This is a genomic window from Aquabacterium sp. (assembly GCF_049274795.1).
GTDB lineage: Bacteria > Pseudomonadota > Gammaproteobacteria > Burkholderiales > Burkholderiaceae_C > Aquabacterium.
In genome coordinates this window covers 56,129-79,420 of the sequence record NZ_JBASTH010000086.1, presented here as the reverse complement: position 1 = coordinate 79,420, position 23,292 = coordinate 56,129, and the positions used below count along the sequence as shown (strand labels likewise).

The 23,292-nt window shown below is 68.3% G+C and carries 20 protein-coding genes; 7 read left to right on the top strand and 13 right to left on the bottom strand.

Going from position 1 to position 23,292, the window contains the following annotated elements; translation table 11 throughout:
- Positions 1-68: 68 nt before the first annotated feature.
- On the top strand, positions 69-1,820 hold the full coding sequence (locus WAQ08_RS14090; protein ID WP_422192249.1) for a methyl-accepting chemotaxis protein: 1,752 nt from the start codon (positions 69-71) through the stop codon (positions 1,818-1,820).
- A gap of 26 nt (positions 1,821-1,846) precedes the next feature.
- Here WAQ08_RS14090 and miaA read toward each other — a convergent pair whose 3' ends face one another.
- The 4 genes from miaA to mutL are packed head-to-tail and all read right to left on the bottom strand — an operon-like array spanning position 1,847 to position 7,560.
- Positions 1,847-2,860, bottom strand: a complete 1,014-nt coding sequence (gene miaA, locus WAQ08_RS14085) for a tRNA (adenosine(37)-N6)-dimethylallyltransferase MiaA (RefSeq protein ID WP_422192247.1) — start codon at positions 2,858-2,860, stop codon at positions 1,847-1,849.
- Positions 2,857-4,146: a multidrug effflux MFS transporter gene (locus WAQ08_RS14080; RefSeq protein WP_422192245.1), complete on the bottom strand. Its 1,290-nt coding sequence runs from the start codon at positions 4,144-4,146 to the stop codon at positions 2,857-2,859. The genes miaA and WAQ08_RS14080 overlap by 4 nt, the downstream gene beginning before the upstream one ends.
- Positions 4,133-5,344, bottom strand: coding sequence for a pseudouridine synthase (locus WAQ08_RS14075; protein WP_422192243.1), 1,212 nt, complete (start codon positions 5,342-5,344; stop codon positions 4,133-4,135). The genes WAQ08_RS14080 and WAQ08_RS14075 overlap by 14 nt, the downstream gene beginning before the upstream one ends.
- A gap of 41 nt (positions 5,345-5,385) precedes the next feature.
- Positions 5,386-7,560, bottom strand: coding sequence for a DNA mismatch repair endonuclease MutL (gene mutL / locus WAQ08_RS14070; RefSeq protein WP_422192241.1), 2,175 nt, complete (start codon positions 7,558-7,560; stop codon positions 5,386-5,388).
- Between the two features lie 38 nt (positions 7,561-7,598).
- Here mutL and WAQ08_RS14065 point away from each other — a divergent pair, with 38 nt between their 5' ends.
- Entirely contained in the window at positions 7,599-8,246 is a 648-nt protein-coding gene (locus WAQ08_RS14065) for a DedA family protein (RefSeq protein WP_422192239.1), read from the top strand.
- Here the strand turns inward: WAQ08_RS14065 and nadB are convergent, their stop codons facing one another.
- Positions 8,247-9,893 carry an L-aspartate oxidase gene (gene nadB, locus WAQ08_RS14060; RefSeq protein ID WP_422192237.1) on the bottom strand — a complete coding sequence of 549 codons (1,647 nt, stop codon included), beginning with the start codon at positions 9,891-9,893 and terminating at the stop codon, positions 8,247-8,249.
- Positions 9,894-10,072: 179 nt separating this feature from the next.
- Between nadB and WAQ08_RS14055 the strand changes: the two genes are divergently transcribed.
- The gene (locus WAQ08_RS14055) at positions 10,073-10,978 is read left to right on the top strand and encodes a neutral zinc metallopeptidase (protein ID WP_422192235.1); all 906 of its coding nucleotides are present in this window, start codon (positions 10,073-10,075) and stop codon (positions 10,976-10,978) included.
- A 52-nt stretch (positions 10,979-11,030) separates the two neighbouring features.
- Positions 11,031-12,008 (top strand): NADPH:quinone oxidoreductase family protein, encoded by a 978-nt coding sequence (locus tag WAQ08_RS14050; protein ID WP_422192234.1) that lies wholly within the window; start codon positions 11,031-11,033, stop codon positions 12,006-12,008.
- 78 nt (positions 12,009-12,086) lie between these two features.
- Here WAQ08_RS14050 and queG read toward each other — a convergent pair whose 3' ends face one another.
- Positions 12,087-13,190 carry a tRNA epoxyqueuosine(34) reductase QueG gene (queG, locus tag WAQ08_RS14045; protein ID WP_422192265.1) on the bottom strand — a complete coding sequence of 368 codons (1,104 nt, stop codon included), beginning with the start codon at positions 13,188-13,190 and terminating at the stop codon, positions 12,087-12,089.
- A 135-nt stretch (positions 13,191-13,325) separates the two neighbouring features.
- Between queG and tsaE the strand changes: the two genes are divergently transcribed.
- Together tsaE and WAQ08_RS14035 are read left to right on the top strand one after the other, a co-directional pair.
- Positions 13,326-13,868 carry a tRNA (adenosine(37)-N6)-threonylcarbamoyltransferase complex ATPase subunit type 1 TsaE gene (gene tsaE / locus WAQ08_RS14040; RefSeq protein ID WP_422192232.1) on the top strand — a complete coding sequence of 181 codons (543 nt, stop codon included), beginning with the start codon at positions 13,326-13,328 and terminating at the stop codon, positions 13,866-13,868.
- Positions 13,865-15,364: an N-acetylmuramoyl-L-alanine amidase gene (locus WAQ08_RS14035; protein WP_422192230.1), complete on the top strand. Its 1,500-nt coding sequence runs from the start codon at positions 13,865-13,867 to the stop codon at positions 15,362-15,364. Before tsaE ends, WAQ08_RS14035 begins: the two co-directional genes overlap by 4 nt.
- A 4-nt stretch (positions 15,365-15,368) precedes the next feature.
- On the opposite strand, the gene WAQ08_RS14030 is transcribed toward WAQ08_RS14035, so the two are convergent.
- The 7 genes from WAQ08_RS14030 to WAQ08_RS14000 all read right to left on the bottom strand — a co-directional run bounded on the left by WAQ08_RS14030 (position 15,369) and on the right by WAQ08_RS14000 (position 22,649).
- On the bottom strand, positions 15,369-15,653 hold the full coding sequence (locus tag WAQ08_RS14030; RefSeq protein ID WP_422192228.1) for a late competence development ComFB family protein: 285 nt from the start codon (positions 15,651-15,653) through the stop codon (positions 15,369-15,371).
- A gap of 182 nt (positions 15,654-15,835) precedes the next feature.
- Positions 15,836-16,741, bottom strand: coding sequence for a carboxylating nicotinate-nucleotide diphosphorylase (nadC, locus tag WAQ08_RS14025; RefSeq protein ID WP_422192227.1), 906 nt, complete (start codon positions 16,739-16,741; stop codon positions 15,836-15,838).
- Positions 16,742-16,786: 45 nt separating this feature from the next.
- The gene (nadA, locus tag WAQ08_RS14020) at positions 16,787-17,908 is read right to left on the bottom strand and encodes a quinolinate synthase NadA (protein WP_422192225.1); all 1,122 of its coding nucleotides are present in this window, start codon (positions 17,906-17,908) and stop codon (positions 16,787-16,789) included.
- A 17-nt stretch (positions 17,909-17,925) separates the two neighbouring features.
- Positions 17,926-18,729, bottom strand: coding sequence for a phosphatase PAP2 family protein (locus WAQ08_RS14015; RefSeq protein WP_422192223.1), 804 nt, complete (start codon positions 18,727-18,729; stop codon positions 17,926-17,928).
- Entirely contained in the window at positions 18,726-20,561 is a 1,836-nt protein-coding gene (locus tag WAQ08_RS14010) for an ArnT family glycosyltransferase (protein WP_422192220.1), read from the bottom strand. Before WAQ08_RS14010 ends, WAQ08_RS14015 begins: the two co-directional genes overlap by 4 nt.
- A gap of 18 nt (positions 20,562-20,579) precedes the next feature.
- Complete coding sequence (locus tag WAQ08_RS14005; RefSeq protein WP_422192218.1) at positions 20,580-21,590, bottom strand: glycosyltransferase family 2 protein; 1,011 nt, start codon at positions 21,588-21,590, stop codon at positions 20,580-20,582.
- A 51-nt stretch (positions 21,591-21,641) separates the two neighbouring features.
- The gene (locus WAQ08_RS14000) at positions 21,642-22,649 is read right to left on the bottom strand and encodes a lysylphosphatidylglycerol synthase domain-containing protein (protein ID WP_422192216.1); all 1,008 of its coding nucleotides are present in this window, start codon (positions 22,647-22,649) and stop codon (positions 21,642-21,644) included.
- A gap of 123 nt (positions 22,650-22,772) precedes the next feature.
- On the opposite strand from WAQ08_RS14000, the gene rraA reads away from it, so the two are divergent.
- Complete coding sequence (gene rraA, locus WAQ08_RS13995) at positions 22,773-23,276, top strand: ribonuclease E activity regulator RraA (protein ID WP_422192214.1); 504 nt, start codon at positions 22,773-22,775, stop codon at positions 23,274-23,276.
- The last annotated feature ends 16 nt before the right edge of the window (positions 23,277-23,292 follow it).

Genomic DNA, 23,292 nt, shown 5'->3' with positions numbered 1-23,292 from the left:
CCATGGTGCGGGCGGTGCGCGCCATCCGAGCAACGTGACGGGGCAGTACCTGTCCCTGGGGGCCGACCATGAAACTCCTCAACAACCTGTCGCTCAAGGGCAAGCTGACCTTGGGCTTCGGGCTGATCGTGCTGGGCATGCTGATCGTGGGCATCCTGTCGATGGTGCAACTGGCCAACGTCAAGGATCAGGCCAGCGGCATCGTCACCTACAACATCAGCGGCGTGCGTGATGCCTTGTCGATCGCGGAATCCGCCACCCGATACCGCACACGCGAGTACCGCCTGTTGCACACCACCGAGGCCGACCGGCAGAAGTACCTCGATCGCCTGCCGGAGGCGCGGGACACGGTGGCCAAGCACGCCAAGAGCTATTCAGAGTTCATCACCAGCGATGAAGAGCGCGCGCTGTTCAAGACCTTCCAGGAGCGCTGGGCCGTTTACCTGGCCCGCAGTGACGAGGTCCGCCAGGCCGTGATGGCCGGCGACCAGGCCAAGGCCGTGGAGCTGGTGCTGGACGGCTCGCGCCTGTTCGATGCGGTGGCGGAATCGACCAAGGCCTTGGCGGAGTTCAATGGCAAGCAGGCCGAAGAAGCCAGCCAGACCGCCGAGCGCGTCTACCAGAGCAGCCGCATGTTCGTGATCGTGTTGCTGGTGCTGGCCGTCGGTACTGCGGTGGCCCTGGGCTGGCTGATCTCCAATGCCATTGCCAGGCCGTTGCAGCGCGCCGTCGACCTGGCGCAGGGCGTGGCCGAAGGTGACCTGACTCACACCCTGGCCGCTGAAGGCCGTGACGAGGTGGCGCAGCTGACCCGGGCCTTGTCGGCCATGGTGGACAGGCTGCGCACGCTGGTGACGGAGGTGCGCCATGGGGTGGAGTCCGTATCCACCGCTTCGGCGCAGATCGCCACGGGCAACCAGGATCTGTCGGCCCGCACGGAGCAGACGGCGTCCAGCCTGCAGGAAACGGCCTCGTCGATGGAAGAGCTCACCGGCACGGTCAGCCAGTCGGCCGACACGGCGCGCCAGGCCAACCAGTTGGCCAGCGGCGCGGCCCAGGCTGCGCGGCGGGGTGGCGATGTGGTGAACCAGGTGGTGGCCAACATGGCGCAGATCACCTCGTCGTCCAAGAAGATCTCGGACATCATCGCCGTGATCGACGGCATCGCCTTCCAGACCAATATCCTGGCGCTCAACGCCGCGGTCGAGGCCGCGCGCGCGGGCGAGCAGGGCCGCGGTTTTGCCGTGGTGGCGGGTGAAGTGCGTACGTTGGCGCAACGCAGTGCCCAGGCCGCCAAGGAGATCAAATCGCTGATCGGCGATTCAGTGGACACGGTGGAATCCGGCGCGCGCCTGGTGGGCGATGCCGGCACCGTGATGCAGGAGATCGTGACCAGCGTGCAGCGCGTGACCGACCTGATGGGCGAGATTGCGGCGGCCGCTTCCGAGCAGCGTGACGGCATCGGCCAGGTCAACACCGCCGTGACCCATCTGGACCAGATGACGCAGCAGAACGCGGCACTGGTGGAGGAATCCGCCGCGGCGGCCAGTTCGCTGCGGGATCAGGCGCACCGCCTGAGCGAGGTGGTCAGCGTGTTCAACGTGGGTCACCATGGCGCGGTGGCGCAAGCGAGGGGGCCGTCCAGCCGCCCTGCGCCTCATGGGGCGATCCGAAAGCCGGTGGCGGCCCAGGCTGCGCCCAAGGCCGTGGGTGCCAGCCGCCCGGCCGCGGTGGCTGCTTCAAGCAAACCCGCCGCCTTGCCGGGCGGCAAGCCCATGGCCACCGCCACGGCGCGGGAAGAGGATTGGGAGTCCTTCTGAGCGCTTGCGAGCGCTTGGCCTGGGGCTCAGGCCTCTGAACGCTGGATCAGTTGCACCACGGCATCCACGTCGACGCCCTGGTCGCAAGGCAGCACATGCCGCCAGGGCATGGAGCGCAGCCAGGTGATCTGGCGCTTGGCCAGTTGCCGCGTGGCGGCAGCGCCGCGCTCGGCCATGTCGGCGCGCACCTTGGGGTCGTCGGGGTTCAGGCCCTGGTCCAGCGCCTCCCACACCTGCCGGTAGCCCACGCAGCGGATGGAGGGCAGGCCCAGGTGCAGGTCCGGCCGCTGGCGCAGCCGACGGACTTCATCGATGAAGCCGTGGTCCATCATCTGCGTGAAGCGCAGGCCGATGCGCTCGTGCAGCCAGGCGCGGTCGGTGGGCTCCAGCGACAGCAGCAGGCCCGGGGGTGCGGTGTTGTCCTGCGTGTTGTCAGCTCCCTCGCGATGGCGCCGCTGGAAATCGGAGATGGGCCGGCCTGTGGTGTACCAGACCTCCAGCGCCCGCTGGATGCGCTGGGCATCATTGGGCGGCAGGCGCTGGGCCGTGAGCGGATCCACCCGGGCCAGTTCGGCATGCATGGCGGGCCAGCCTTCGGCGGCGGCGCGCGCATCCAGCATCGCGCGCACGTCGGGGGAGGCCGAGGGGATGTCGTCCAGCCCACCCAGCAGGGCCTTGATGTAGAGCATGGTGCCGCCCACCAGCAGGGGCAGGCGGCCACGGGCGCGGATCTCGCCCATCAGCCGGTTGGCGTCCAGCACGAAGCGCGCGGCGTTGTAGCTCTCAACCGGGTCGATGATGTCGATGAGGTGGTGCGGGACCTGGGCCAGCTCCTGCGCATTGGGCTTGGCCGTGCCGATGTCCATGCCCCGGTACACCAGGGCGGAATCGACGCTGATGATTTCAATGGGCAGGCGCTCGGCCAGGGCCAGGGCCAGCGCAGTCTTGCCGGAGGCAGTTGGGCCCGCCAGGATCAACGGCGGGTGCTCGGGCAGGCTGCCGGCCACGGGCAGGCCTTGAGGGGCGGTCGAAGTGTTCATGACACGGCGTGCTGTTCGGCCACCGGCCGGCCATGGCGCTGGACCAGCCCCAGCGCCACCCAGGCGGTGAGGGCGCCGCCCAGCCCCACGCCCAGCGTCAGGGGGTGGAGCGTGCCGGCCATGCCGGGCGTTTTCATCCACACGGCCAGCACGGCGCTGATGGCAAAGGCCACGCAGCACATGATCAGGCCTGACAAGGCCGATGCCGCACCGGCCTGATGCGGGAAGGACGCCACCACGCCGGCCTGGCTGCAGGGCTGGTGCAGGCCGTGGCCGATGGCGTAGATCCACAGGCCAGGCATCACGGCCCAGGGCGATGGCGTGTGGTCGGTGGCCAGCGTCCAGGCCGACAGGCCCGCGCACCACAGCCCGCCGGTGAGCGAGCAGCCCGCGCCCACGCGCACGGTGCCCGTGAGCCCCCGCAGCGGCAGCCAACGCCGGCACAGCAGCGTGCCGCCCAGGTAGAACAGGGACATGGACGCCATCACCAGGCCGAATACCGGGCGGCTGACCTTCAGCACCTCGATGAAGGCGAACGACGAGGCCGCCAGGAACACGTACAGCCCGCCATAGGTGGACGAGGTCAGCGTGGTGTAGGCACGGAACATGGGCTGGCGCACGATGCCCTGCCACTGCGCCAGGCGTTGCCGCAGGCTCTGGCCTTGCTGCCGGCGGTGATCAGGCAGCGTCTCCGGCAGGCGTCGCCAGATGAAGATCAGCGAGGCCAGCGCGAACAGGCCCAGCAGGCCCAGCGTGGCGCGCCAGCCCAGGCTGGCCGCCGTGATGCCGCCAATGATCGGGCCCACCAGGGCGATCACGCCCAGTCCACTCAGCCCCTGGGACAGCACGTGCGCGCCCTGTTCGGGCGTGTACAGGTCACGGATCATGGCGCGGGCGCACACCAGGGCAGCGGCCAGCCCCACGCCTTGCAGCGCACGGGCCAGCACCAGCACGTTCAGGTCAGGCGCCGCCACCGTGGCCACGCTGGCCAGGGTGAACAGGGCCAGCCCGGCCAGCAGCACAGGGCGGCGCCCCAGGCGGTCGGACACCGGGCCCCAGAACAGCTGGGCGATGCCGAAGGTCAGCACCAGCACCGACAAGGTCCATTGCACCGCGGCCGCGCTCACACCCAGGGAGGCGGGCATCTGCGGCAGGGCTGGCAGGTACAGGTCGGTGGCCACGGGTTGCAGCCCCAGCAGCAGCGACAAGGCCGTCACCACCACCCAATGGGGTGGCAGCGCAGGCAGCATGGCGGGCTGGGCGCCTGCGCGCTCAGAAGCGCTCATGGGGGCCCAGGAAGCGCCACTGGCCCAGCGGCAGCTTGCCCAGCACGACCTGGCCCATGCGCACGCGCTTGAGGCCGACCACCTTCAGGCCCACCTGTTCGCACATGCGCCGGATCTGCCGCTTCTTGCCCTCGCGCAGCACGAAGCGCAGTTGCTGCTCGTTCTGCCAGGACACCTTGGCGTGCTTGAGCGCCTTGCCGTCGAGCATCAGGCCGTGGCGCAGCAGTTCGAGCTGGTCCTCGGGCAGCAAGGCGGACACGTTCTCGGCGTCCGGTTGCGCCATGCTCTGCACGCGCACCAGGTATTCCTTCTCGACGATGGCGTCCTCGCCGATCAACTGACGCGCGATGCGGCCATCCTGTGTCAGCACCAGCAGGCCGGTGGAGTCGATGTCCAGGCGACCGGCGGGCGCCAGCTTGTGCAGGTGGCCGCGCGTGAGCTGCCAGGGCGCCTTGTCGTCGGCCCAGCGGTTCTCCGGGCGGATCAGCACGACGGCGGGGTCGTAGCCGTCTTCGGCCTGGCCGCTGACATAGCCGATGGGCTTGTTCAGCAGGATGGTGACGCGCTGCGATTGCTCGGTGCGGGCGCGCTGGTCGACGGTGATGGTCTGGTGCGGCCACACGCGGGTGCCCAGTTCGGTCACCACCTCGCCATCGACGCTGACCCAGCCTTCGGCGATCCAGTCATCAGCCTCGCGGCGGGAGGACAGGCCCTGTTCGCTCATCAGCTTGGACAGGCGCACGCGGCCGTCTTCGGGGGCCTGGCGCGGGGTCTCCACGGTCTTGCGGGAGCGCGGCGTAGGTTCTTGCTGAGACTCTGTGCGGTAGTCGTCGCGTGATGCGCGGGTTGCACGTGGGCCGCGTTCGGAGGGGTAGGCCTCACGGGGGGCATCGGCCCGGCGATCCCGCTCCTGTCCTCGGCCTTGTCCTCGGTCTTGTGGGCGGCCTTCGGTGCGCGGGCCACGCTCGCCGCGTGGGGCGGATCGCGGCGCATCGTTGCGCTGTCGTTCGGCCGGTGCGGCCTGCGTGTCAGGCGCGTCGGGCGCGTCGGGCGCGTCGGATGTGCCTGCCTCGGGCTCGGCACGCCGCACGCGGTCACGCACGACGGGCGCATTGGGTCGCACGGGCTTGCGCCGGGGCGTGGCGGCGGCGGCCTCCTTGGCGGTGGCGCTCAGGCTCAGTTTGCGGCGTTCGCTCATGGTCGGTGGATGCTGGGAAAAGGGGCGGGGCGAGCCAGTGCTCAGCGGCCACGCAGGAACAGGTTGTCGAGTTCGGCCACCGTGAGCTGGCGCCAGGTGGGCCGGCCATGGTTGCACTGGTCGGCGCGCTCGGTGGCTTCCATGTCGCGCAGCAGCGCGTTCATCTCGGCGATGGTCAGGTGGCGGTTGGCCCGCACGGCGCCATGGCAGGCCATGGTGGCCAGCAGTTCGTGCTGGGCACGCTGCACCACCTGGCTGGCATCGAAGCCGGCCAGCTCACCCAGCACCGAGCGTGTCAGCTCGATCAGGTCGGCCTGCTCCAATGCCATGGGCCGCGAGCGCACGGCCAGGGTGTTGGGCCCCAGCGGGCCGACGTCCAGGCCCACGGCCTGCAGGGCTTCCTGGTGGGTCTCGCTGGTGGCGACCTCTTGCGGCGTGGCGGCAAAGGTCACGGGGATCAGCAGCGGCTGCGAGGGTAGGGCATCTTGTGCGATCTGGCCTTTCAGGCGCTCATAGACGATGCGCTCGTGCGCGGCGTGCATGTCCACGATGACCAGGCCCTTGGCATTCTCGGCCAGCACGTAGATGCCGCCGATCTGCGCGATGGCGCGGCCCAGGGGCCAGTCTTCGGGCGCGTGCGGGGCCAGGGGCTGCGCGGGGCGGGCGTCCAAGGCCTTCGCCGTGAACGGCTGCACTGCTGGCGTGCGAGGCGCCTGGTTGCTTGCCGGGGCGTAAGCCGGTGGGCTTGAATCGGTGCGCAGCTCGGCCTGCGCGTCGCCGTCCGTGGTGGGCTGGCTTGTGCCGACCTGCTTGCTGACATCCTCGCGTCCGGGTGTACCGTCAGGCACGGCACGCGGCATCCAGCCTTCCAGCGGTGCGCGTTCGCGGGCCGTCGGCACTGACGCGGCATCATCATTGCCAGCGGCGTCCGCACGGCGTGCTTCGGTCGTGCCGGTGCCATCACCCAGGAAACTGGGGCTAGGCCAGCCGGCCCAGCGTTGCTGCGGTGCCGCTTCGCCGAAACCGCCAGGCGCGCGTCGCACGCCGCTCAAGGCCTGTGTGTTCTGCTGGATGGCGCCCCAGGGCAGGCGGTCCTGCTGGGTGTTGGGCAAGGGCTCGGCCACGGCGGCGCCGTCGGTGCCGGTGGCAGGGAAGGAGGTCGGGGGGCTGTCGGCCTCAGGCGTGCCGATCTGCGCGGTTGCAGCGCCCAGACCGGCACGCGACACGGCCAGCGCGGCTTCCACGGCCTTGCGCGCGGCCTGGTGTACCGCGCGGCCATCGCGGAAGCGCACTTCGATCTTGGTCGGGTGCACGTTCACGTCGACCAGTTCGGGCGTGATCTCGATGAACAGCGCATACACCGGCTGGCGGTGCCCATGCAGCACGTCCTCATAGGCGGAGCGCACGCCGTGCACCAGCAGCTTGTCGCGCACGAAGCGGCCGTTCACGTAGCAATACTGTAGATCGGCGCGCGAGCGGGCGGCATCGGGAATGCCGGCGCGGCCGGTCACGCGCACCGGGCCGATTTCCCAGTCCACCGGGCGGCTGTCGCGCACAAAGGCATCGCCCAGCACGTCACGCAGGCGCTGCTCCTGGTCGCCAGCACGCCATTGCTCGATCAGCTTGCCCTCGTGCCACACGGCAAAGCCCACATCGGGCCGGGCCAGGGCATGGCGGCGCACGGCGTCCACGCAATGGGCCAATTCGGTGTTTTCGGACTTGAGGAACTTGCGACGCGCCGGGGTGTTGAAGAACAGCTCGCGCACTTCGACGCTGGTGCCCACGCCACGCGCGGCCGGGGTCAGTTCTCCTGAGCGGGCGTCCAGCCGGTTGGCGTGCGCGTCATTCGCCGTGCGGCTGGAGATGGCCATTTCGGCCACCGAGGACACGGCGGCCAGCGCCTCGCCCCGGAATCCCATGGTCAGCACGCTTTCCAGATCGCCCAGCGAGCGGATCTTGCTAGTGGCGTGACGCTTGAGCGCCAGGGGCATTTCATCGACCGGGATGCCGCAGCCGTCGTCCTCGATCAGGATCTGGCGGATGCCGCCGGCCATCAGCTTGACGGTGATCTGGCTGGAGCCCGCATCGAGCGCGTTGTCCACCAGTTCGCGCACCACCGAGGCGGGGCGCTCCACCACCTCACCGGCCGCGATCTGGCTGATCAGCTCGTCGGGCAGCTCGCGGATACTCGCTCGGGGGGGGCGCTCTGGGGTCATGGGCTCGATTGTAAAAGGCGCGGTCATAATGCGTCTCCATGGACATCGTACTTTTCCTGATCGACTTCATCCTGCACGTGGACCAGCACCTGGCCGAGTTCGTGCGCGACTACGGCATGTGGATCTATGCCCTGCTGTTCCTGATCGTGTTCGTAGAGACCGGTCTGGTGGTGATGCCCTTCCTGCCCGGCGATTCGCTTCTCTTCATGGTGGGGGCGCTGGCCGGTGCCGGAGCCATGAGCCTGCCGGTGGCTATCGCCGTGCTGCTGGTGGCCGCGATCCTGGGGGATCAGGTCAACTACACCATAGGCCGCACCATCGGGCCGAAGGTGTTCCAGTGGGAGAACTCCCGCTGGTTCAACCGCAAGGCCTTCGATGCCGCGCACAGCTTCTATGAGAAGCACGGCGGCATCACCATCATCCTGGCGCGTTTCATGCCCTTCGTTCGCACCTTCGCGCCCTTCGTGGCCGGTGTGGCCGAGATGAACCGTGCCACCTTCACCGCCTACAACGTGATCGGCGCGCTGATCTGGGTGGTGGGCCTGACGGTGGTGGGCTACCTGTTCGGCAACTTGCCGATCGTGCAGGAGCACCTGAGCAAGATCATCTGGGCGCTGATCCTGATTCCGGGTTTGATCGCCATCTTCGGGGCCTGGAAGGCGCGTCGGGCGCAGGCTGCGGCCTGATCAGGGCAGCCAGGCGTCCTTCTTCTTGGGCTTCTTGCTCAGGATGGTGGGGAAGCTCACTGGCAGCGTGCGCGGGTAGTCGCGGCTGAAATGAAGCCCGCGGCTTTCCTGGCGTGACAGGGCAGAGCGCACGATCAGCTCGGCGCAATCGACCAGGTTGCGCAGCTCCAGCAGGTCGCGCGTCACCTTGAAGTTGGCGTAGTAATCGTCGATCTCGCTGCGCAGCAGCTTGATGCGGTGCAGCGCGCGCTCCAGGCGGCGCGTGGTGCGCACGATGCCGACGTAGTTCCACATCACCAGGCGCAGCTCGTCCCAGTTGTGGGAGATGACCACTTCCTCGTCGGCGTCGGACACCAGGCTCTCATCCCAGCCGGGCAGGGTGGGGATGCGGGAGGGAATCTGCCGCTGGATGTCGTCGGCGCAGGTGCGGCCCAGCACCACGCACTCCAGCAGCGAATTGCTGGCCAGGCGGTTGGCGCCATGCAGGCCGGTGTAGGTGGTCTCGCCCACGGCGTACAGGCCGGGCAGGTCGGTGCGGCCGTTCAGATCGGTGACCACGCCGCCGCAGGTGTAGTGCGCGGCCGGCACCACGGGGATGGGCTCGCGGGCAATGTCGATGCCCAGTGACAGGCAGCGCGCGTGGATGGTAGGGAAGTGCTCTTTCAGGAAGGCTTCGCCTAGATGGGTGGCGTCCAGCAGCACGTAATCCAGGCCGTGCTTCTTCATCTCGAAGTCGATGGCGCGGGCCACGATGTCACGCGGGGCCAGCTCGCCACGCTCGTCGTGCGCCGGCATGAAACGGGTGCCGTCGGGCAGCTTGAGGTGGGCACCTTCACCGCGCATGGCCTCGGTGATCAGGAAACTGCGCTCCTGCGGGTGGTACAGGCAGGTCGGGTGGAACTGGATGAACTCCATGTTGCCCACCCGGCAGCCGGCTCGCCAGGCCATGGCGATGCCATCGCCCGTGGATGTGTCCGGATTGCTGGTGTAGCGGTAGACCTTGCCCACGCCGCCGGTGGCCAGCACCACGGCCGAGGCGGGCAGGGTCTCGACGCGCTGGCTGTCGATGTCGAGCGCGTAGACGCCATGGCAGCGCTGGGGCTCGCCCTGTTCCAGCACCACGCTGTGCTTGAGGTGGCGGTTGGTGATCAGGTCAAGCGCCATCCAACGTTCACGCAGCGTGATGTTGGGGTGGCGCTGGACCTCGGCCAGCAACACGTCGTGGATGGCCTTGCCCGTGGCGTCGGCGGCGTGGGCGATGCGGCGTACCGCGTGGCCGCCTTCGCGTGTCAGGTGCAGGCCCAGCGGGCCTTGCGGATCGGGCGAGAAGGGCACGCCCCGCGCCACCAGCCACTCGATGGCGGCGGCGCTGTGCTCGGCGATGAACTCGGCGGTATTCTCGTCGACCAGGCCGGCGCCGGCATCCTGCGTGTCGCGCACGTGCGAAGCGATGCTGTCGTCGCTGCCCAGCACGCCCACGATGCCGCCCTGGGCCCAGGCCGTGGCGGCTTCTTCGAGGTGGCGCTTGGCCAGCACCACGACGGGCTGTGTCTCGGCCAGGTGCAGGGCTGTCGTCAGGCCGGCCAGACCGGCCCCGATGATGACGACGGGAAGGGGCGCGGCCCCGGCGGATTGTTCTCTCACCATGATCGGGCGATTCTACGGCTCCCCCGGCTCCCCCGGCTCGGACGCATGGCCGCGCCGTCCACGTGCCGGGGCGGGCGCTGCTAACATGCCCTGCCGGCATATTTCCCGATCCGCCTCATGCGCTTCATGCGCGAGGCTAGAACAACACCCGCCGGCGCGTGTTCCAGAGGAGTCACCCCATGCGCTGGCAAGGTCAACGACAAAGCGACAACGTGGAAGACCAGCGCGACGGTGGTTCACCGTCGGGCGGTGGTGGCTTCGGCCTGCCGATCGGCGGGCGTGGCATCGGCGTGGGCACGATCGTGATCGCGCTGGTGGCCAGCTATGTGCTGGGTGTGAACCCGCTCACCGTATTGAGCCTGCTCAGCGGCGGTGGCACGGTGCAGACGCAGGCACCCTCGCGGCCCGCGCCTTCGCAAGGACAGCAAGCCGCCGGCCGGGACGACCCGCAAAAGGCCTTCGTGGCCACCGTGCTGGCCGACACCGAGGATGTGTGGCGCGAGCAGTTCCGGCAGGCTGGCCGCGAGTACGAAGATCCGCGCCTGGTGCTGTTCCGCGGTGCCACGCAGACCGCCTGCGGCCGTGGTGAATCGACCATGGGCCCGTTCTATTGCCCGGCTGACCACAAGGTCTACATCGATCTGGATTTCTACGACACGCTGCGTGACCGCCTGGGTGCGCCGGGCGATTTCGCCCAGGCCTACGTGATCGCGCATGAGGTGGGCCACCATGTGCAGAACCTGCTGGGCACCTCGGCCAAGCTGGACCAGTTGCGCGGCCGTGTCAGCGAGGCCCAGTACAACGCCATGAGCGTGCGCCTGGAACTGCAGGCCGATTGCTTCGCGGGCGTGTGGGCCCACCATGCCGAGCGCTCCCGCCAGATCCTGGAGCAAGGCGACATCGATGAAGCCCTCAATGCGGCTTCGCAGATCGGCGACGACACGCTGCAGAAGAAATCCCAAGGCCACGTGGTGCCTGAAAGCTTCACCCACGGCAGCAGCGCGCAACGCGTGCGCTGGTTCAAGCGCGGCTTCGAATCGGGCGACACGGCCCAATGCAACACCTTCACCAAGCAGCCGGTGTGACCTGGGCTGCACTTTCTTTCCCACAACCTGAACGACGACTGGAGACGACCCCATGCAAGCCTGGTTCTGCGAAACGCTTGACGGCCCCGACGCCCTGACCTGGAAGGACGCACCTACGCCCGAACCTGGCAAGGGCGAGGTCCGTGTGGCCATCAAGGCCGCCAGCCTGAACTTCCCGGATCTGCTGATCGTGCAGGGCAAGTACCAGATGAAGCCGCCGCTGCCCTTCGTGCCTGGTGCCGAGTTCGCTGGCGTGGTCGAGGCCGTGGGTGAGGGCGTCAAGCACCTGGCCGTGGGCAGCTCGGTCGCGGGCTTTGCCGGCACGGGTGGCTTCGGTACGCACACCATCGCGCCGGCCGCCGTGCTGATGCCGCTGCCGCCCGCTTTCAGTTTCGAAGACGGCGCCGCCTTCCTGTGCACCTACGGCACCACCTACCACGGCCTGATCGACCGCGCCCAGCTCAAGGCTGGCGAGACTGTGCTGGTGCTGGGCGCTGCCGGTGGCGTGGGCACGGCCGCCATCCAGATCGCGAAGGCCGCCGGTGCCAAGGTGATCGCCGCCGCGTCGAGCGATGACAAGCTCGCGCTGTGCAAGACCCTGGGCGCCGACGAGGTCATCAACTACAGCACGCAGAACCTGCGCGACGAGCTCAAGACGCTGACCGGCGGCAAGGGCCCCGACGTGGTCTACGACCCGGTGGGGGGGGATTTCACCGAGGCGGCTTTCCGCTCCATCGCCTGGCGTGGTCGTTATCTGGTGATCGGTTTTGCCAACGGCCAGATCCCCTCGCTGCCGCTGAACCTGACACTGCTCAAGGGCGCGTCGGTGATGGGTGTGTTCTGGGGCGAGTTCGCCAAGCGCGAGCCGCAGAACAACGCCGCCAGCCTGATGCAGCTGGCCGCCTGGTACATGGAAGGCAAGATCAAGCCGCTGATCGAGCACAAGCTGCCGATGTCGCAGATCAAGGAAGCCTTCACCCTGATGGGTTCGCGCCAGGTGCGCGGCAAGCTGGTGCTGGTTAACGGCTGATCGGGTAGCGAGGGGCGGGCACGCATGCCTGCTCTCTTTCGATGGTCACGCGGGCCTTCTGCGCCCTTTATGCGATCCTTACACAGGCGCCATGCGTGACAGTGCCCAGCGCACGTGCTCGCCGACCAGATCGATATCCGTGCCGGCCGGCGGTGCCTGCAGCCAGGCCCGCAAAGCCCCCTGGATGCGCCGGGCCTGCTCTTGCGCGTCAGGTGTCGCGTCGCGCACTGACAAGGCATGCAAGGCATTGCCCATGGCCACGGCGATGTTGCGCTGCCAGCGCGCGAAGCCGATGCGCCGGATCGGGCTGCCTTCTGTCAGGCGCAGGAAGCGCACCTCGTCCCAGGCCCACAAATCCAGCAGGCTCGGGCCATCCAGCGCGGGGCGCACGTCGAAGTCGGGCACGCTGGCGCGTTGCGCGAACTTGTTCCAGGGGCAGGCCAGTTGGCAGTCATCACAGCCATAGATGCGGTTGCCCATCTGCGGGCGCAGCGCCTCGGGGATCGGCCCGCCGTGTTCGATGGTGAGGTAGGAGATGCAGCGCCGCGCATCTACCAGCTTCTCACCGACGATGGCCTGGGTGGGGCAGATGTCGATGCAGGCGGTGCAGGCGCCGCAGTGCGCGGTCTCGGGCTCGGTCAGCGGCAAGGCCACGTCCACGAAGATCTCGCCCAGAAAGAAGGTGGATCCCGCCTCGCGTGACAGCAACAGCGTGTGCTTGCCCCGCCAGCCCAGGCCGCTGCGGCTGGCCAGTTCCACCTCCATCACCGGGGCCGAATCGGTGAACACGCGGTGCCCGAAGGGGCCGATGATCAGCGCCAGTTCGTCAGCCAGCTTCTGCAGGCGGGCGCGCAGCACCTTGTGATAGTCCCGCCCTCGGGCGTACATGGACACGGTGGCGGCCTCGGGCCGCGCCATGCGTTCCCATTCGATGCGCTGCCAGCCTGCAGGCACGCTGGCGGGCAGGTAGTTCATGCGCGCGGTGATCACGCGCACGGTGCCGGGCACCAACTCGGCCGGGCGGGCGCGCTTGAGCCCGTGGCTGGCCATGTAGTGCATCTCACCGTGGAAGCCGCGAGACAACCAGTCCATGAAAGCCGGCTCAGCACTTGACAAGTCCACGTCGGCTACGCCAATCTGAGAAAATCCCAACATCGCGGCTTTTTGCCGCAGTTGCGCCATCACGTCCTGCGCGCTCCAGCCCTGGTGCTCGGGCTGGACCTGGTCGGTCTGTTGACCGGCCATGGCGGCGGGGGACGGGGGTGGGGCCGAATGCATGTGACGATCGTAGCAAGCCCGACGACCATCGACCCAACCTTGAGCCTTGAGGCCCGTGATGCCGCAAGCCAGGACGGTGCGCGCCAGTACTGGCACACCGAAGACGACTGTGCCCTTGACGCCCAGGCCCTGGCCTGTGTGCTCACGCCGTTGCTGCAGCAAGGCGCCTCGGTGCTGATCGAGTTGCGCGGCACCCTGGGGGCCGGCAAGACCACGTTCACGCGGCATCTGCTGCGTGCCCTGGGGGTTGAGGGGCGCATCAAGAGCCCGAGCTATGCTGTCGTCGAGCCCTATGAGCCGCAGGGCCTGCCGGTGTGGCATTTCGATTTCTACCGCTTCGTCGATCCGCGTGAGTGGGAGGACGCAGGCTTTCGAGACATTTTTGCAGGCCCCGGCCTCAAGGTGGTGGAGTGGCCCGACAAGGCCGGCGGCCTGTTGCCTGCGGCCGATCTGCTGATGGACCTGGACACCGATGCCCAGGGCGCGCGGCAGGTGGTGTTGCGCACGCACACGACGCAAGGGAACGACATCCTGTCTGCCTTGCTCTCAGTAGGCGTGACGTCGAGGAGTACCAAGGCATGAGCCAGAAGAAACAACCCGCCGTCCTGTCCAGCCTGCAACTCAGCCGCCGCGGCGTTCTGGCGGCCGGCGCACGCGGCTCGCTCCTGCTGTTGCTGGGGCCGGCCCAACTGGCCTGGGGCGCCCAGGTGGTGGCCGTGCGCGTGTGGCCCGCCAAGGACTACACCCGTGTCACGCTGGAGTCCGACGTGGCCCTGAAGGCCCAGCACTTCCTGATGCCCGGCCCGGACCGCCTGGTCATCGACATCACCGGGCTGGAGCTCAGTGCCCAGTTGAAGGATCTGGTGCGCAAGGTGCGCCCGGACGATCCCTACATCGCCCATGTGCGCGTGGGCCAGAACAAGCCGGACGTGGTCCGCCTGGTGCTGGACCTCAAGCAGGGCGTCAAGCCACAGGTGTTCGGGTTGGCGCCCGTGGCGGCCTACCAGCACCGCATGGTGTTCGACCTGTACCCCACGAAGGAAACCGACCCGGCGGCGGCATTGCAGGTGGCTACCGGGGCATCGGCGCCCAGCGGGGCTGGCGCCGCTTCGTCACCGGGAGCGACAGCCCCTGGTGCCTCATCGCCATTGGCTCCAGGTGGTGAGGCTGCTGCGGCCGATGGCAGCAGCACAGCCTCGCGCCAGGCCGCCGAGGCCATGAACGATGCCCTGGGCGATTTCATCACCGACCTGCGCCGCAAGCCTGGCGAAGCGCCCTCCGACCGGGCCGTGGCCAAGGCCGCACAGCCCAAGTCGGCAGCCGCGCCGGCCGAGGACGATGACGACAAGACCCCGAACAACGGCGCACAGCGCCTGGTGATCGTGGCGCTCGACCCTGGCCATGGCGGCGAAGACCCTGGCGCCATCGGCCCCAGCGGCCTGTACGAGAAGCACGTGGCCCTGGCCATCGCGATGAAGCTGCGCGCGCGCATCAATGCCCAGCCCGGCATGCGCGCCATGCTCACCCGTGAGGCCGATTACTTCGTGCCCCTGCACGAGCGTGTGCGCAAGGCGCGGCGTGTGCAGGCGGACCTGCTCGTCTCCATCCACGCCGATGCCTTCCTGAACCCGCAGGCGCGGGGGGCGTCGGTGTTCGCCTTGTCCGAAGGTGGTGCCACCAGTGCGGCGGCACGCTGGATCGCCAACAAGGAAAACGCCTCGGACATGGTGGGCGGCGTCAATGTCAAGTCGAAGGATGCGCAGGTGATGCGCGCCATGCTGGACATGTCGACCACCGCGCAGATCAAGGACAGCCTCAAACTGGGCAAGTCGGTATTGGGCCACCTGGGCAAGGTGGGCAAGCTGCACAAGCCGCGTGTGGAGCAGGCCGGGTTCGCGGTGCTCAAGGCGCCGGACATTCCCTCCATCCTGGTCGAGACGGGCTTCATCTCGAACCCTGAGGAAGAGCGCAAGCTGCAGGACGAGAGCTACCAGAACGAGTTGGCCGATGCCTTAGCCACGGGTATCACGCGCTACTTCGCGCGTAACCCACCGCTGGCACGCAATCGGGCGCTTTGATCGTTCAACGGCGCGCCCGCATCGCAAAGCGGGCCTGAACGAACTCGAAGGCGTAGCGCACGGCTTCGTCCACCACGCGCTCGTTCTCGATCCGTTCCTTCTCGGTCAGGTAGAAGGCCAGGTCCACCTCATGCCGGATGTAGCGCGGCGGCAGGCGGTTGAGCGCCACGCAGGCCACGTCCGGGTGCTGCTCGTCGGTCAGCATGGGGTAGTTGGGGGAGTGGTCGGTCACGCATTCGATGACCTGGCGCTCGTAGTAGTTGCGCAGGGTGTGGAAGTCGGCGGGCATGGCGTCGGCAGCGGAACAACAGGGCGGTTACGGCAGGGCAGGTCGCGAAAACACAGACGCGGCCAAGCCGCGCAAGGCGTACGCCGCAGTGTGGCCCAGGCGCAGGGGCCGGCTGCCGTGAAGAATGCCGTTTTGGCCGATGTTTTCGGGCTTGCCCCTCGGCTTGGGGATGCCCGCAGGCCTCAGGCGATGCGTTCGAGCACGCGCAGCGAGAAATCAACGGCGCGCACATCCTTGGTCAGCTTGCCGATGGAGATGCGGTCCACCCCGGTGGCGGCGATGCCGCGCAGTTGGTCCAGTTGGACGCTGCCCGAAGCCTCCAGCAGGGCCTGGCCCTGCGTGAGTTCCTGGTTGATGGCCACGGCCTGGCGCATCAGGTCGGTGGTGAAGTTGTCCAGCAGGATGCTGACGGCGCCGGCGCCCAGGGCCTCACGCAACTGATCGAGCGTTTCCACTTCGATCTGGACGCCGATGTCGTAGCCCTTGGGCGTGGCCTGCTCGGCCACCAGGGCCTGGGCGTTGCGCAGTGCGGCGGTGACGCTGCCGGCCGAGGCGATGTGGTTTTCCTTGATCAGGATGCCGTCGTACAGGGCCAGGCGCTGGTTGGCGCCGCCGCCCACGCGCACGGCGTACTTCTGGGCCAGGCGCAGGCCGGGCAGGGTCTTGCGGGTGTCCAGCACGCTGCAGCCGCGCGGGTTGGGCGAGGCGCCTTCGATGGCGTTCATGTGCTGCCGCGTGAGCGTGGCCACGGCCGACAGGGTCTGCAGGAAGTTCAGGCCCGGGCGCTCGGCGGTGAGCAGGGCGCGGGCATCGGCCTCGATGGCGCAGACCTGGGTGTCGGGTGCCATGCGGTCGCCCTCGTTGTAGGCCCAGTCGATCTGCGCCTGCTCGTCCAGGCCGCGCAGGCAGCCTTCGAACCACTCACGGCCGCACAGCACGGCCTCTTCGCGTACCAGCAGGCGGGCCTTCACGCGCTGGCCGGGCTTGACCAGGGCAGCGGTCCAGTCGCACACGCCCACGTCTTCAAGCAGGGCATCACGGATGTTGCGGGTGCGGGCCTCGGCCAGCGTTTCGTTGTGGTCGAACATGGGGATCAGCGATTCAGGAAAACGGCAGAGCAGGCCAGGGCGGGATCAGGCCGCGCCCACATTGGGCACGAAGCCCTGTGCCGGCTTGGTGATGGCCGAGGGGTTGCGCGCCACGAAATCCAGCATGCGGTCGATGCAGCCGTGGGCCTTGATGCGGGTGGGCTCATCGACATGGATTTCGCCGGAGCCTTGCTCCAGGCAGGCCAGCACGCCCTGCAGCGCGTTCATCGCCATCCAGGGGCAGTGCGCGCAACTCTTGCAGGTGGCGCTGTTGCCAGCGGTGGGCGCCTCGATCAGCAGCTTGTTGGGCGCCAGCTGGCGCATGCGGTGCAGGATGCCGTTGTCGGTGGCCACGATGAAGGCGGGCGCATCAAGCTCGACCACGGCCTTGAGCAGTTGCGAGGTGGAGCCGACCACATCGGCCTGGGCAACCACGCTTTCGGGCGATTCGGGGTGCACCAGCACCTTGGCGCCCGGGTGCTGCGCCTTGAGCAGGTCCAGCTCCAGGCCCTTGAACTCATCGTGCACGATGCAGGCACCGTTCCACATGAGCATGTCGGCACCGGTCTGCTGCTGGATGTAGCGGCCCAGGTGGCGATCGGGCGCCCACAGCACCTTCTCGCCTTGCGCCTTCAAGTGGCTGACGATGGCCAGCGCGCAGGAACTGGTCACCATCCAGTCGGCGCGGGCCTTCACGGCGGCACTGGTGTTGGCATAGACCACCACCTTGCGGTCCGGGTTGGCGTCGCAGAACTTGGTGAAGTCGTCGGCGTCGCAGCCCAGGTCGAGTGAGCAGGTGGCGTCAAGGTCGGGCATCAGCACGTGCTTTTCGGGGCTGAGGATCTTGGCCGATTCGCCCATGAACTTCACGCCGGCCACGATCAGGGTCTGGGCGCCGTGGTCCCGGCCGAAGCGGGCCATCTCCAGCGAGTCGGAGACGCAGCCGCCGGTTTCCAGGGCCAGATCCTGCAGATCGCCATCGACGTAGTAGTGGGCCACCAGCACAGCGTTCTGCGAGAACAGCAATTCCTTGATGCGTGCCTTCACCGCGGCTTTTTCGTCGGCGGGCAGGGCGGGCGGCACCTTGGCCCAGGCGTGGGCGGTGCAACTGGCGCCAGAGGCATCCTGGCGTGTGTAGTCGAAAAGAACGGACTCGGCGGAAGACATGGGACGGAACGGGGGCGTCAGGTCGCGGTGGGGGCGCGGGGTGGGGCTTGTCGGCGCTGATCCCAGCGCCGCATGCCGAAGGCTACCAGTTCGCAGGACAGCCAGACAGCGTAGAAGGAAAACACCACGTCGCTGAGGTAGTGGCCACCCTGCATGATGCGGCCCAGGCCCACCAGGGCGCCGGCGGTCAGGCCGATCAGCGTCCAGCGTCGGCGCCAGGTGCGCCCGGCGAACAGCCCCAGGGCGATCAGGCTGAAGCCGGCCGCGGCGTGGCCGCTGACGAAGCTGCGGTGGCTGCCGGGGTTGTCGCCGCGCTGGAAGGCACCGTGGAAGGGCTGGTCGCCGCCGAACTCGATGGTCTGGACGGGGCGGGGGCGGCCCATGAAGTTCTTCAGGCCCAGCTCCACGATCAGGCCCGAGCTGAGCGTGGCCATCAAGAGCAAACCGATGGCGGTGCGGCGCCACAGGCCTGTGAGCTGAGTCGCGGCATGGTTCTGGCCTTGTCGGCGTGCCAACCTGGCCAGCCGGGGGGCGCCCAGGGCCAGCAGTGCGCTGAGCACCAGCAAGGTGTTGCCCAGCATGGGCGTGTACTGGTAGAGGGCCTGCACCAGCGGGTTGTTGGCCTGGAAGAAGCCGGCCTGGGGCGTGTAGTAGCGCTGCGAGAAGATCAGGTCGATGGTGGGCACCTTGGCGAACAGCGCCAGGCTCAGGAACAGGCCCGCCCAGATGAGCCGGGTGTCGAAGCTGTCGTCGTCATCGTCGGGCTCATGACGGGCGGTTCTGGCCGTATGCGCGTTTCGGGATCGATCAGGAGGCGTCAATTGCTAGGCCCGCCTTGGGGTTGTTCCGTGAAAGGGATGTCCTCGCTGCGCTCGTTGGCCGTGCCGCTTTGCTGGGTGTAGGTCTTGTTGTCGTAGCCCACGAAGCCGCGCGCCAAGTACAGGTACAGCGTGATCTGGCGGCCAGGGCCCACCTGCACCATGGAGCGCCCCAGTTCGCGCTTGAAGGCGAAGCGGTTGAGGATGTAGTCCGGATCGGGGGCATCGGTCAGCAGCAGCACGTCCTGCCCGACGGTGTTGGGCATGCTGCGCTGCAACTGGTAGTGGTCGCCATGCGCGCCGGTGGGGTTCCAGGCCATGATGCGAGGCTGGTGGCTGCGCCATTGGTAGGCGGCCTGGGCCAGCAGCAGGCGCTTGTCGGCCACGATGGGCAGGCCCTGCACGCGTGGGTCGTTCAGCAGCGGATCGAGCTGGCCGAACGCGGCGTCCCAGCCGCGCATGCGCACCAGCACGTCGGCCTTGGCGGGCAGTTTGTCGCCCATCACGTCGCGGGCGTGCAGCACGATGCCGGTCAGTATCAGGTTGCTGGCCAGCACCAGCCAGAACCAGGCTTGCGGTCGGGGGGCCGACAGCGGCACCAGGGGCAGGCTCAGGCGCGTGGCCAGCAGCAGGAGCAGGCTGATCATGGCCGGTGCCGCCCAGTTTACGTGCGCACCGGCGCGGAAGGCTTGCGCCACCGCGATCAGCAGCAGCGGGGCGCTGAGGGCCACCAGGTAGCGGTAGGACGTGACCGAGGCCAGGTAGTAGGCCGAGTTGCGGGTGGACTTGGTACGCGCCTGCTCAGGCTGCGACAACTGCGACGACGCCGGCTGGCTGGACGACGCCACCTGGGTGCTGGCAGCCCACTGGCTGGGGGGCAGCATCTGGCTGGAGGCGGCCCACTGGCTCTGGCCGGCCACCTCGTTGGTGCCGGTGTGCACGCGGCGGTGCAGCCACAGGCCGGCGATCACGGCCACCGGGCCGAGCATGGCGATCTGGCCCACCAGAAACACCAGTGCGGCCACCGGCCCGCCGGAGCGGCTGGATTTGGTGGTGATGTCAGCGGTGTGCTGCAGCGTAGGGAAGCCCCATTCTGCGTTCCACAGCACATTGGGCGCCAGCACGGCCAGTGCCGCGGCAATGGCCACCCAGGGGCCCAGGCGCAGCAGCCCGCGCTTTGGCCCGTGCACGCCCCACAGCGCCCACAGCGCGGTGATGGCGAAGGCCGCCATCGTGTACTTGCTCAGCATGCCCACGCCGCAGACCACGCCGCACAACAGCCACAGGCCCAGCCGGTTGGTGACCTGGGCGCGCCACAGGGCCCAGGCGGCCAGCGTCCAGCACAGCAGCAGGGGGCCGTCGGTGCTGGCGAACATGCCCAGCAGGCCGGTCATCGGGGAGGTCAGGAAGAGCGCGCCGGCCACGATGCCGGTGCGCACGCCGCTGGAGGTGGGCCACAGCGCACGTGCCAGCCCGACCATGGCCACGGCTGTGGCCACATAGGTGAGCATGGGCATGATCTTCACACCGAGCACACCGTTGCCGAACACGGCCGTGCCGGCGGCAATCAGGCCTGCGATCACCGGTGGCTTGGAGAAGTAGCCCCATTGCAACTCACGCGACCAATCCCAGTACTGGGCCTCGTCGAAGAACAGCGAGATGCCGCTGTAGTGCACCACGGCAGTGCGGTACACCAGCAGCACGGCGGCCAGGGCCAGCAGCAACCACATGCGGCGGCCCCACAGGCGGGGCCAGCGGTGCGCCGGCCGGGCACCCTGGGTGCGCGCGATGTCAGGGGTGGGGGTGGCCGCAGCGGGAGAGGTCGTGTTGGTCATGGCTAGCAGAGGGGAGGATCAGGTCCGGCGATGCCAGCTGTCGGCGTCGGACGCAGGGGCCGTGTGCGATGTGTGGTACGGCGCCACATCGCCCCGGTCGTAGTAAATGCGGATCAAAAGTTCGGCCAGCACGCCGGTGGTCAGGAACTGCAGACCGCCCAGCACGCAGAAGAAGCCCAGCCACAGCAGCGGGCGACCGCCGATGGATTCACCCAGCAGTTTGAGCAGGCCCAGGTAGGACAGGATCAGGGTGCCGACCAGGCCCACGCCCAGCCCCACGCCGCCGAAGAAGTGGCCAGGGCGACCGGCGAAGCGCAGGAAGAAGTTGACCGCCAGCAGATCGAGCACCACGCGCAGGGTGCGCGAGATGCCGTACTTGGACTCGCCGGCCGTACGGGCGTGGTGGCTCACGGGCACCTCGGACATGCGTGCGGGCGACGTGACCGTGGCCATCCACGCGGGGATGAAGCGGTGCATCTCGCCGTACAGGCGCACGCGCTTGAGTACATCAGCGCGGTAGGCCTTGAGGCTGCAGCCCAGATCCTGGAACTCCAGGCCGGTGATGCGGCGGATCAGGCGGTTGGCGATGCGCGAGGGGATCTTGCGCAGGATGAAGCCATCCTGGCGGTTCTGGCGCCAGCCGGCGACGAGGTCCAGGTCGTCGTTCAGCAGCTTGTCGACCAGCGATGGGATGTCTTTCGGGTCGTTCTGCAGGTCGCCATCGAGCGTGACGATGACGTCGCCGCGTGCCGCGTCGATGCCAGCCTGCATGGCGGCGGTCTGGCGGAAGTTGCGCCACAGGTGGATAGGGCGCACGTGGGAGCCGCGCAGCTCGGCCTGCTTGTCCAGCGCCTGTTGCGTGCCATCGCGACTGCCGTCGTTGACGATGATCAGCTCCCACGGGTGCGGGTAGCTGTCCAGGGCGTTGTGCACCGCGGTCACGAAGGGCTCGACGTTGTCCACCTCGTTGTACATCGGCACGACGATGGACAGGCGGTGCGAGGGGGAACGGGTGAGAGCGGTGTCCATGGACTCAACAGGCATCAGAGAAGGGGTTGTAGCAAAAACGCGTGGGGGCCGTCAGTCGGGAAGACGCGAGGACGACCACGAGGGCGTGGCCCAGGCGATGGCGCCTGCCGCCACGGCGCACAGCAGGAAACACAGGTGCAGGGCCAGGGCGGCGGCCACGGCATGGCCCTGCGCCAAGGTGCTGGCGGGCGTGCTGAGGGCGAAACCCGCCCACACACCCGCCTCGTAGGTGCCGAAACCGGCCGGCCCCTGGATGGGCACGACGGCGGCCAGCTCGCCACCCAGGGCGCCAGCCCAACCCGCCCCCAGGCTGGTCTGGGTGATGGCGGAGAGCAACAGTGCACCCGCCGTGAGTTTGATCGCCCAGTTGGCCCAGGTGAAGCCCCAGGCGGCGGGCCGGTGGTGGTGCGGATCGACCAGGGCTGCATGCAGGCGCTGCAGCAGTTGCCGCTGCTTCGATGTAGGAGCACTGGCATTGCTCGACGCCTGCAGCAGGTCCAGCAGTTTGAGTCCCGCGAACCACCCCAGCACCAGCAGGGTCAGCCCGGCCGCGCGCCAGACCATGGGCAGCCCGGGCCACAGCAGCAGCCCCAGGGCCAGCAGCACGGCCAGATCCTGCAGGCGCATCCACAACAGGCTGGCCACGGCCTGGGCCAGGGGCATGCGCAACTGGGTGGACGCCAGCCAGGGAAAACTCAGCTCGCCCGCGCGCATGGGCAGCAGGTTCACGGCGGCGTTGTGCATCAGGATCACGCGCAGGGCGTCCAGCCGCAGGCCGAGTGCCTTGCGTGGTTGGGCGCCCCCATGGGCTTGGTCGTTCAGCCCATCGTTCAGCCCCATGACCACCTGCAGTCGCGCGGCGCGCATCAGGTAACTCAACAGCAGGCCCATCAACGTGCCGGCCCACACCAGCGCAGAGGGGGTGCCCAGCGCTTCCCACACCGTGTCCAGCGGCACATGGCTCAGCAGCCAGGCCAGCAGGCCCACACCCACGAGCCACGTCAGCGCCTGGCGCAGCCAGCGTCGCGTCACGGGGATGGAAGAAGGTGTCGAACTCATCGGGCGGCAGGGTGCGGACAGCCTTCCATTGTCCCTCATTCAGGCGTTCTGCCCGGCAGCCACCCTCTGGGCGGTGACAATAAGCCTTGTATCTTTACCCGACTTGAATCCCTGGAGCCTGCCATGACCGATTTCGTGACCTGCGACCTGTGCGATGAGCACAAGAACGACACCGACGGCGCTTTCCGCGTGCTGCCGCCCGTGTTCAAGGATTTCGGCAAGAAGCGCAAGTTCGCCGGCCCGGTCAGCACGGTCAAGTGCTTTGAGGACAACTCCTTCGTGAAGGCGGCCGTGGATTCACCGGGCAACGGCCGCGTGCTGGTGGTCGACGGTGGTGCCTCGCTGCGCCGCGCCCTGGTGGGCGGCAACTTGGGCAAGGCCGCGGCCAAGAACGGCTGGGCCGGCGTGGTGGTCGACGGCTGCGTGCGTGACGTGGCCGAGTTGGCCGAATGCGACACCGGCATCCGGGCGCTGGCTTCCATGCCCCTGCCCACCGAGAAGCGCAACGAGGGCCAGCGCGACGTGGTCGTGCAGATCCAGGGCGTGTGGGTGCGCCCGGGCGATTGGCTCTACGCCGACGAAGACGGCATCGTGCTCATGGCTGAACCGATTCCTGCCAAAGCTTGAACCCCCTCAAGTGGGG